The sequence below is a fragment of the Cronbergia sp. UHCC 0137 genome, assembly GCF_034932285.1.
GTDB lineage: Bacteria > Cyanobacteriota > Cyanobacteriia > Cyanobacteriales > Nostocaceae > Cronbergia.
The window spans coordinates 39,713-49,389 of sequence record NZ_JAYGHC010000039.1 but is presented as its reverse complement, the minus strand read 5'-3'; the positions used below and the strand labels follow the sequence as shown (position 1 = coordinate 49,389).

10 protein-coding genes and 1 tRNA gene are annotated in these 9,677 nt (G+C 40.1%); 3 read left to right on the top strand and 8 right to left on the bottom strand.

Annotated elements, in window-relative coordinates:
• Positions 1-83: 83 nt before the first annotated feature.
• The 4 genes from VB711_RS18840 to ndhL form a co-directional block, all read right to left on the bottom strand.
• On the bottom strand, positions 84-740 hold the full coding sequence (locus VB711_RS18840) for a heterocyst differentiation related protein (RefSeq protein WP_323287758.1): 657 nt from the start codon (positions 738-740) through the stop codon (positions 84-86).
• Positions 741-959: 219 nt separating this feature from the next.
• The gene (gene trpA, locus VB711_RS18835; RefSeq protein WP_323287757.1) at positions 960-1,766 is read right to left on the bottom strand and encodes a tryptophan synthase subunit alpha; all 807 of its coding nucleotides are present in this window, start codon (positions 1,764-1,766) and stop codon (positions 960-962) included.
• A 156-nt stretch (positions 1,767-1,922) separates the two neighbouring features.
• Positions 1,923-2,216 carry a DUF3007 family protein gene (locus VB711_RS18830; protein WP_323287756.1) on the bottom strand — a complete coding sequence of 98 codons (294 nt, stop codon included), beginning with the start codon at positions 2,214-2,216 and terminating at the stop codon, positions 1,923-1,925.
• Between the two features lie 23 nt (positions 2,217-2,239).
• Complete coding sequence (gene ndhL / locus VB711_RS18825; RefSeq protein WP_323287760.1) at positions 2,240-2,464, bottom strand: NAD(P)H-quinone oxidoreductase subunit L; 225 nt, start codon at positions 2,462-2,464, stop codon at positions 2,240-2,242.
• 303 nt (positions 2,465-2,767) lie between these two features.
• Here ndhL and VB711_RS18820 point away from each other — a divergent pair.
• Positions 2,768-2,852 (top strand) — tRNA-Leu (locus VB711_RS18820).
• A gap of 94 nt (positions 2,853-2,946) precedes the next feature.
• On the opposite strand, the gene VB711_RS18815 is transcribed toward VB711_RS18820, so the two are convergent.
• Positions 2,947-3,273: a hypothetical protein gene (locus VB711_RS18815; RefSeq protein WP_323287754.1), complete on the bottom strand. Its 327-nt coding sequence runs from the start codon at positions 3,271-3,273 to the stop codon at positions 2,947-2,949.
• A gap of 184 nt (positions 3,274-3,457) precedes the next feature.
• Between VB711_RS18815 and VB711_RS18810 the strand changes: the two genes are divergently transcribed.
• Positions 3,458-3,691, top strand: a complete 234-nt coding sequence (locus tag VB711_RS18810; RefSeq protein WP_323287753.1) for a hypothetical protein — start codon at positions 3,458-3,460, stop codon at positions 3,689-3,691.
• Between the two features lie 28 nt (positions 3,692-3,719).
• Here VB711_RS18810 and VB711_RS18805 read toward each other — a convergent pair whose 3' ends face one another.
• On the bottom strand, positions 3,720-7,205 hold the full coding sequence (locus VB711_RS18805; RefSeq protein ID WP_323287751.1) for a HEAT repeat domain-containing protein: 3,486 nt from the start codon (positions 7,203-7,205) through the stop codon (positions 3,720-3,722).
• Between the two features lie 154 nt (positions 7,206-7,359).
• Between VB711_RS18805 and VB711_RS18800 the strand changes: the two genes are divergently transcribed.
• The gene (locus VB711_RS18800) at positions 7,360-7,563 is read left to right on the top strand and encodes a hypothetical protein (RefSeq protein WP_323287750.1); all 204 of its coding nucleotides are present in this window, start codon (positions 7,360-7,362) and stop codon (positions 7,561-7,563) included.
• Positions 7,564-7,900: 337 nt separating this feature from the next.
• Here VB711_RS18800 and VB711_RS18795 read toward each other — a convergent pair whose 3' ends face one another.
• The gene (locus VB711_RS18795) at positions 7,901-8,425 is read right to left on the bottom strand and encodes a DUF4276 family protein (protein ID WP_323287749.1); all 525 of its coding nucleotides are present in this window, start codon (positions 8,423-8,425) and stop codon (positions 7,901-7,903) included.
• A gap of 38 nt (positions 8,426-8,463) precedes the next feature.
• A partial coding sequence (locus VB711_RS18790; protein ID WP_323287747.1) for an AAA family ATPase occupies positions 8,464-9,677 on the bottom strand: 1,214 nt, incomplete at its 5' end.

Here is a 9,677-nt window from a genome sequence, read left to right as displayed (position 1 = left end):
TGAAGATCAATAAATTTTACAGTATACCAGCCAGGCAAAAATTTACAGGTTGAAAGGTGGGATAACTTCTTATCCCCCCTTCCCTAGTGCATTTCGTCGTATTCTGCCATTTCAACTCGCCGTGCTTCTCCTTTTGATGAAGGTAAAAACTCGGCTCGACGGACAGGATTCAAGGGCGGTGTGTGACTATTGTAAGGATGAATAACTTGCACAGTGCGAGTAGGACGGTGACGTGGAGTAAATAAAGCCAATACTCCGGCTATCACCACACCACCACCAATAGTTAGTGTTGCACCACCAGCAGCCCAAACAATCGGTGAAGACAACCATTGATTTTCTTGGGGTTGAAATGCAGTTATTTTTGGTTGATTAACCTGCTGCTGTTGGGCTAATTGCCACTGCTGTTGGGTAAAATTTTGAACGTGACCTTGGAGTTGTTGGTTTTGTACCCGTAACTGTTCATTGTCACTTTTCAACTTCTCCATCATCAGATTCAGCTTTTCCATTTCTAGACGCTGATCAGAACTAGGTGCGACAGGTAGTTGATTGGGATATATTGGTTGCCCGTAATTGGGGGGGTATTGCATTGGCTGCATTACCTGGGGAGCTACCATTGTAGCTGGAATTTGTGGGGCAACAGCAAAATTAGATTGTAAAGGAGTATTTGTTCCTTTGAGTAACAAGAGTGCTGCCAGTCCAGCTACAGCCACCCCGCCGATAAATGCCATACTTTCACTCATTTTTTTACCCCTTCACTCCGACGGTACTATAACTAAATCGAGACTGACTTACTCTCATACTCATAAATTATTGCCTACTTCGTTTCACACAACACTTAAACTATAGTCAGTTTTTTTTGATTTGGTATGTGCTGTTTATATTGAAAACGATATAAGTCAAATTGTCCACTAAGAATTGGTAAAAAAACTATGTTGTTAAGTTTTTTATCTTTTTGGAGATTATGTAGGAGAAGTTTGAATGGCTGTCTTGAGATTGTGGCAAAATTGAGCGATCGCACTCAATCCTTCTTCTGGTGTCCCTTCGGCTAACCGTTTAACCATTGCACTACCGACAATAGCCGCATCTGCGCCCCATTCCTTGACTTGACGGGCTTGTTCTGGGTCAGAAATACCAAAGCCTACACCAATGGGTTTCTCCGTCACACTACGAATTTGGGTGAGTAGTTCTAATACTCTACCTCCCATTTGCGATCGCATTCCTGTCACCCCGGTAACACTGACCAGATAAATAAATCCTTGGGAAGCCTGAGCGATCGCTTTTATCCTCTCAGCAGAACTGGTAGGAGCTACCAACAAGGTTAAATCAATACCCCGTTCATTGGCTGGTTGTAATAACCCTGCTGACTCTTCTAGAGGCAAATCAGGCACTACTAAACCCGCCACCCCTACAGATTGAATTTGCTGGAGAAACTTGTCAATTCCCCGATGTAAAATTGGATTGTAGTAAGTAAATAAAATAATTGGTGCTTGTAAACTAGGAGTAATCCCCTGCAACATTTCCAATACCTGATCTAAAGTAGTACCCCTTTCTAAAGCGCGGGTAGCTGCTGCTTGAATCACCGGACCATCTGCCAAGGGGTCAGAATAGGGTACACCTAACTCAATAATATCCGCACCGGAGCGATCTAGAACCTGTAAAGCTTTGGCTGTGGTTTCTAAATCTGGATCACCAGCAGTAATAAACGGAATCAGAGCGCACTCTTGATTCCGCTTCAGATTTTCAAAGCAACGAGAAATAGCAGTCATTGGTTACAAATCAGAGGTCAGTAGTCAATATTAACAAACAACCGACAACCATACACCTGAGTTTGTGCTTATTTAGGACTTACGGAATATCCAACCGCAGAGGACGCAGAGGGCGCTGAGAAATAAGAGTTTGAGAGGTTTTTTCGTAAGTCCTACTTATTGTTCAATCTCAGCTTGAAGTTTGGCTAATTCTTCAGGGGTCAATTCGTCTAGGCGCTTTTGCAAGAAAGCCTTTTCGTAATCTTCCCGTTGTTGATGGTAGGTCATATTCTTACTTCCGGCGCGGAAAAGATATGTGGCTACCCAGCCCATCAAACCCACAACCAGTAAGGCTTGACTCCAAATACCAGCATTTTGACCATCTAACCCGACTAGCTGTAATCCTAAGTAGACTAAACCGCCAGCCACAAATACACCCAAAATAATACCAATTGCGTCAATGCGTCGCATGAAAGTAATAACCTACCATCTAGTTAAACAATTTGTCGTCGTCGGGGTCGAATATTCGTCAATGGTGATAGAAGTAACAATCCCGGAAAGAAGAAGAAGACCAAAAAGTACATAAATGCACGCTCTACAGAGCTTGCAGAATACCAGCGCAGCTTCAGGTAAAGCAACACAATCATCGGCACTACCAGGAGATAAGCTCCGGCTAAAATCAGATACAGTAGGGCTACAACCATAATTCTTTGTCGGATTCTATAAGACTATTTGGTGCATCTGTTTTCCATGATATGCCTAATGCCTAGACTCAGGGAAGCATTATCCGGGCTTTTGCCAGAAATATAGAAAATTTTCCTCAACACTTGTCATTATTGAAAATAAGAGTTATAATACAATTTCGCCAATAAACACGTTGGTTCAGCCGGATAAAAATAAATAATATCTTTACTTTTGACAAGATATAAGGTTAATTTAGTAATCTAGTTGTACAAAAACGCGATTAATGGTGAAATAGATGAGGTGGTGAATACAACCTCAAAAAATCTAAAAGAACCTTTGGGGGTGTGGCGGAATGGTAGACGCTACGGACTTAAAATCCGTTGACCTTAAACGGTCGTGTGGGTTCAAGTCCCTCCACCCCCATTCAAAAAATTAAACAACTAAAACCAGGGTTTGTGACTTTACCCATAAGTTTGCCGCAACGGTAAGTTTATGCTTCCACTGAAAGGTGGCAAAGTTATCGTTCCAAACCAATTTCTCTTCGCGCTGCTTTAAGAGTAGCGCGTACTTCTTTGTCACGAAAACATCCTGGTTTAGCCAATAGCCTTGAAATAGCTGCTTCACTAGGATAAATACCTTCAGCGTGAAATTGTCTAACAGCTTGTTTTACCTCCTTGCAACACTGTTCGATTCGTTGGATACGAGATTCTTTCATATACTTAACGTACTGGGCTGAAATTGCTCGGCATAGCTCTGGGAAATGCCTGTAAAGAATTTGCTTAGGATGCCCTAGACGTTTTGCCGCTTCTGTCATAGGTAGTGGTTGTTCATTCTTTTTAAGCATATCTTCAAGTAGTTTTTGTTCTCGTTGTTATGGGTGGTTAGGACAGTAAATTAAGGGGGAAGAAGATATAGAGAAATATTGAGTTAATATTCAAGGAATTAGCGAATTAATTGCACTTACTCCCCAATTAGGATATGAACCCATCCCCATTGAGTTAACGCGAAAATTACAATTAATTTTGTTTGTGTTTGAACAAGCAATTGGTAAGGATGTGAAGTTATTGGGAGATTTAGGGGGAGTTATGGAGTCTTTGAGGATAGCTTCAACCAGAAATCAAAGTCAACCTTATCATTTGGTGAAGTTGATTATTCCTGTGTGTGAGAAAGCGAAAATTAGTGTGTCCCAGTTTTTTGGGTTAGATTTTAAGGAATTGGGGAAGATTTTGTTTGGGAATTTTAGTTTGGAATTAAAGTTATAGAAGTTTAGTAAGTAGTAATGCCTCTTTCCTACTCTCCATCTTTCACTTTCTCTTGTTGATGCAAAGCTTGATAAAAAGCGGGGTAGGGCATACTTTGGGCGCACTTCCAGATAACTTTGTAGCAATAATCAAATCGCTTAAAGTCATTTTTGTAAGTTTCATGTGATAAGTAATCCTTCAACACAGTGACAACACTTGGCATCTGTTCCTCTAACATAATTTTCTCTAAGCTTTCTACCGCTAGTTCATGCGTATAGTCATGCACATCAGTTAATTGTAGTAGTTGCACCAAGGCAGGGATCGCAATTTTGTTACCAGGATCAATTAAACCTAATGCAAATGCTGCTTGCACTTGGGTCAAAACATTTTCATGTGGGTTTTGAGTTAACTCCACTAAAGCAGTGATTGCTATTTGGCTGCCAAAGCCAATTTGACCTAAACTAAACGCAGCTTGTCCTCTTGTAAAGGAATTTACCTTTGGGTTACGAATTAAATTGACCAAGCTAGTAATTGCCATTTGGTTACCAATGTCAATTTGACCTAATCCAAATGCTGCTCCGACCTGGGTATAAGCATCAACCTTTGGATTACCAATTAGATTTACCAAAGCAGTAATTGCTATTTGTTTGCCCAAGTCAATTTGACCTAAGCTGAATGCTGCTCGTAGTTGGATTTCAACATCAACTTTTGGGTTGTTGATTAACTGTATTAAAGCATTTATTGCTATTTTGTTTCCAGTATCAATTTGATTTAAGCTGTCTGCTACTAGCCATTTAGTCTCATCATCTATCTGTGAGTCACAGATTAACTTACTCAAGCCAATCATTGCCGTTTGAGTGCCAGTGGTAAAGCTAATTTCCTTCACACTCTGTGCCGCTTCCCATTGAAGAGCATAACCAACTTCATGTGGATTACCAATTATCTTAACCAAGGTAGTAATTGCTGTTTCATTACCAGGGTCAATTTTCCCTAAACTCTCTGATATCTCCCATTTAAACTCATCACTAACCTGCGAGTCACTAATTAACTTTACTAAAGTAGTGATTGCCGTTTTATTACCAGGGTCAATTTTCCCTAAACACTTTGCTGCTTGCCATCGAATAGCATAATCTACCTGTGGGTTACTAATTAACTCCACAAAAGCATTAATCGCTATTTGGTTGTTGGGGTTAATTTGCCCTAAACTAAATGCTGTTTGTCCTTTTGTAAAAGGATCAACTTGTGGGTTGTTTATTAAATTAACTAAGCTATTAATGGCTGCTTGGCTACCAGAGCCAATTTGCCCCAAGCTGACTACCACCGAACGTTTAGTATCATCATCTATATAGGCATCGGCAATTAAATCTACTAACCCATCAATAGTTTTTGTTCGTTCTGTCTGTAAAAGTACCAATTGAGCTTCCGCTTGAATTGGTTCGAGTAAGCCTATCCATTCTTGACTTTTATTGAAATAACCAAAGCACCACTTAATAATTTGCAATACTATTTGATCGACTCTAGAATAATCTCTAAACTCAGAAATTCCTGCGGCTGCTAAAAAATTAGCGCAAAACTCGTAAAATCCCTTTGTGACTTTATCAATATCTTTGTATTCTCCGCATCCATCATCAAATTCTATCAACGCCTGAATAAACTCTTCCTTCTTCTCCTTCCCTACATTGTCACGTCCCAACCACAGCAAAATCACCTCTTTCCACTGAGGGGCGAAAATGCGATAAACGCCTTGCGCGGGGTTGTCAGGAACATGATTCAGAAACTCGTGCCAATCAGCGATCGCCAACGCTGCAAAATATTCCTCAAACGTGGGATGGTAGAAAGCATAAACTTTTTCTTTTGTTGCTGATTCCGCAGCCAGTCCAACTTCATTTAGCCATCCCAACTTTAACGCTAACCAAAATAAAGAATTTTGCTGTTTGGGATCGCCTAATACCTCGCGCACAAACTTATGTCGTAGCCGAAACCGTGACGTTTCCTGATCAATTGCTCGTTTTGCCAAACGTCCCAACGCTGCATTTAATTCCTCTTGCTGCTGTTCGGTGGTGTGGAAGCGGTTTTCTTTCCACTTGTAAAACTCTTCCACAAAATGCTGATAAAGTTCAGCTTTAGTTTTCGGTAAACCTTTATCGGAACTTTGCCAAGTGCTACACAACAGCGCCAACCGCAAAGGATTTTTAACTAAATCTTGGATGCGCTGACTTTCAGGTTTATTTAATTCGTTCCATAATCTTTTTCCTTTGTCTGGATTCTTTTTGTCAAAGCAACGCCCAATAAACTCTTGCACATCTTTCGGATATTCAAAATTGAGTAACCGATACGTCTCAAAATTTTCTAAAGCACCTGCGTTTGCTTCCCAAACATTCACCCGACAAGTCAGCACAACCCGCGCATTTTTCACCCATCCCGTCAATTGCTGGGAAATATCAGTTAATGGTTGAAGTGAAGACATTTCATCTGCTGCATCCAACAACAACCACACAGGATTATTCTTGAATAAATCTGCAAAAGCGTTTTCCTGTTCTTCTTTTACACGCACCACTTCTAAAGCATTCTTCAGCCAATCTTGCAGCAGATACTCTTCTACACTCTTTCCTTGCAAGTCTGCCAAAGAAATCCAAATTGGTAAACCCAGATTATTGTTTAATATCCAAAAAGCTATAGTTTGCAACTGAGTAGTTTTTCCCGCACCCGGTTCTCCAATTAAAGCGATGCGCTGTCCTTGAGTTTTACCAACACCATCACGGATAATTTTCTCTAAAAAAGCCTGATGTTCAAATCGCTGCTTTTCTTCATAACTCGGTTCGTAAAGTTGTGAACCTTGTTCTGCGGAAATATCCTCGCGGCACTTCTTCGGTTTAGTACGCTCCACCAATGCTAAAGGTACATGAATTGCCTCTAAGTCAAATTTCATCTCTTCATCAGCAAACAGCAACTCATTTGTGGTGAGACGCTTGTGCTTTTCCAGCATCGCGCCGCAGATTTCTTGCCAATCCAAGCTATTATCTGTTGTTTCTACCTGGGATGTTTCTTTTAAATTTGTCTTTTGGTGTTCCTTCCACTTCTGCTTAACCACCTCCAGATTCTCTTTTATCGTCGCTGTCTGATGTTTTAGCGTTAGGGTAAATTTCCAATAACCTTGACTCTTTGTAGATTTTTGGTCTTCTCGCACTCCCAACTCTTTCAACCAGTCGAGTGCAGTTTGAAGCTCGTCTAATTCTCTTTTGTCCTGAGAAAAGCTAGGTTGTGCTTTTTGCGGGGGAAGTTTTAAAGTTTTGCCAGCATCTTTAATCTGTTTGAGTAAATATTCCTTCTTTGTACCAACTTCAGGTGTTTTGCTTCTGTTTCCTCTTGTCTGTGCGCTTTTATATCCGGTAATTCGCAACTTATCAGCATTCCAGACAACGCAAAGTGGAAGTTTTGACTCACACTCTTGCTCTTCTGAGAGTTGCAGCAATGCTTCTACCAGACTGAGTACATTCTCTAAAACTGATTCATCTCCACGAATATTTCTTGACATCAGCCAAATAATTTTTAATTACCCAAACAAACAAGCTTCCCCAAGCCGCAAAACCTGACGATACAAACATTATAGACGTTGCGTGGGGGATGTGTCTGGGGAAATACCCAAAAAAATAATTGGCCTTGTAAACCCAAAAACAAGGTGAATTTAGATGTCAGCTAAAAAACGTGGTCAAAGTGCAAGTCAAAAAGCGATCGCTATCTTGCTAACTCTGCAAATAACATTAATTGGCGTAAGTGCCGAAAACCTCCTTCAGCAAGGAGACTCACCAATTGAGGTTTTAATGTGGATGATTAACCAGCTTATCCCAGTTCTGAAACAAGCAGACAGTCTTCGAGAAAAGCAGAAAAAGTAAGAATACTGGTAGGGGTGGGTTCATCCCAATTCGCAATGAAGCGATCGCTTCGGAAGCCTTGCAATGACCTAATGGTATGTAATTAATTCTGTAGAGGTACTTACTATTCAGGTTTCTAGATTTGGATCTGTTTCATTATTTTAGTGCGCCGTTAATCAGCAAGGTTACATCGTAGCCAATACTACTCGGTTAAGCAAATTTGTGAACTGAAAACCCCTGTAGAGATGTTCCATGGAACGTCTCTACCCTCCTTAACCGAGAAGTATTGACATCGTAGCGGTTTTTGTAATTGCCTTGCTGGGTGATCTGGTTGGTGACTGGATTGGATCATATTACTCTAGTTGAGAATTTTATTGATGCCATCGAGAAAAACTTGAAAACTAGGAGATTTGTTTTCAGTCAAGGATAAATAGGGCGCGATAGCTTTCGAGTGAGTACCAGGGTAATATTCTGGAACTAACTTTCTCAGTTCTTCTTTCGCGGAGTTGAGTTGATCGGGGTTGCGAAACTTGCTTCTATTTTGTTGTTGACTTAAACTTTCGGGTTTTAGTCTGTATGCTTTTTCCACTGCAACTAAATCACCTAAAAACCAAGATTCTAGTTCATGACATATTACACGTATCAGTATATTTTTGTTTCCTGCATTTTGACAAATTCCTAAAAGTTCTGATTTGAGTTTTTTACAATCATGGGAATCTTGATCATGAACGATTATAAATTTTGTGTCGGGTTTAAAGTTAAAGGCTTTGATCTTTTTAGGAATTGATTTACAAAGGTCTTGTTTACCTTGATGGGGGATACAAATATAGCTAATATGCTCAGGAATTAATTTTGCCAGAATAGTCTCTAGTACAATTTTCATAGAAGGTTCTTCTAGCAAAAAAATTAGATCATAGCTCATTAGGGGGCGACTCCTTCAAACCAGCCTTGATTCCAGAGATATCCGGGTAAATCTCCTGCTTTCACTAAGTTGTTCAGGGTTTCATTATCGCTGGCTCGAAAAATTTTGGTAATTCCTTGTTCTTTTGTCAACCAGAAAATACTTTCTAGGGGAACAGCATTAAGAAAGTCGGGGGAGTGGGTAGAGACAAAGACTTGTCCACCTCTGTGGGCATAACTGGCAAATTCTTCAGCAAGTTCGTAAAGCAAACTAGGATAAAGTTGGTTTTCCGGTTCTTCGACGCATAGTAAAGGATGGGGTTTAGGATCGAAAAGCAGAATTAAATAAGCAAACATTTTCATTGTGCCATCAGAAACATAGCGATCAATGAAGGGATCTTTAAAAGCTTGGTCTTGAAATTTGAGGATTAATCTACCGTCTTCTGTTTCTTTTGCTTCTACTTTGGAAATGCCGGGTACTCGTTCCTGCATTTTTGTGAGTATGGTTTGGAATATATCGGGATGGTTTTGATAAATATATTGGGCAACGACTGCCATATTATCACCTGTGGGGGAGAGATGTTCCGCATAAAGTGCGTCTTTGCTACCTCTGGCATCACTGATATGGAAGTCGGAAACGTGCCAATTTTCAATTAGTGAACGGAAGGCGCTGGCAGCTTTGAAACGTTGAAATTGCCCCAGTCCTTTAATTGCTAAAATATCATTGGATTCAAGTTGTTGTTCTTCCCGTTCTAGTTCTTCCTCAGTTTGTTCAAAGTTTTCTTCGTTGGTGATGGCGTATCCTTTGCCGTTTTGAAAGTCGAGGAAGTGATAGGGAGAACCATATTCGCCACGTTTGTACCTAAGAATTTCTCTTTTAACTAAGGGTCGTTTTTCTTCTTGTCCAACATTTAAAAGATAGGTAACTAGGCGCTCTGTTTCCAGAATTTTCATGCGGAATTTTAATTCTATTTCAATATCTTCTTGTTCTTTGCCTCTAGTAACGACTTCATTAAATCCACCCCGGATCTGAAGAGCTTGACGAATATTATTTTTTAAGGCATCGCGGAGAAAACCAAAAATATCGAATAGGGTAGATTTACCTGTACCATTAGCTCCGATGATCACGCAAAATCTGGGAATTTCGTTGATTTCTAGAGATTCAAAGGCTCGATAATTTTTAATTTTTATAGAAACAATTTTCATAATTAGGGTTTGATGAAAAGGTCTTTTGG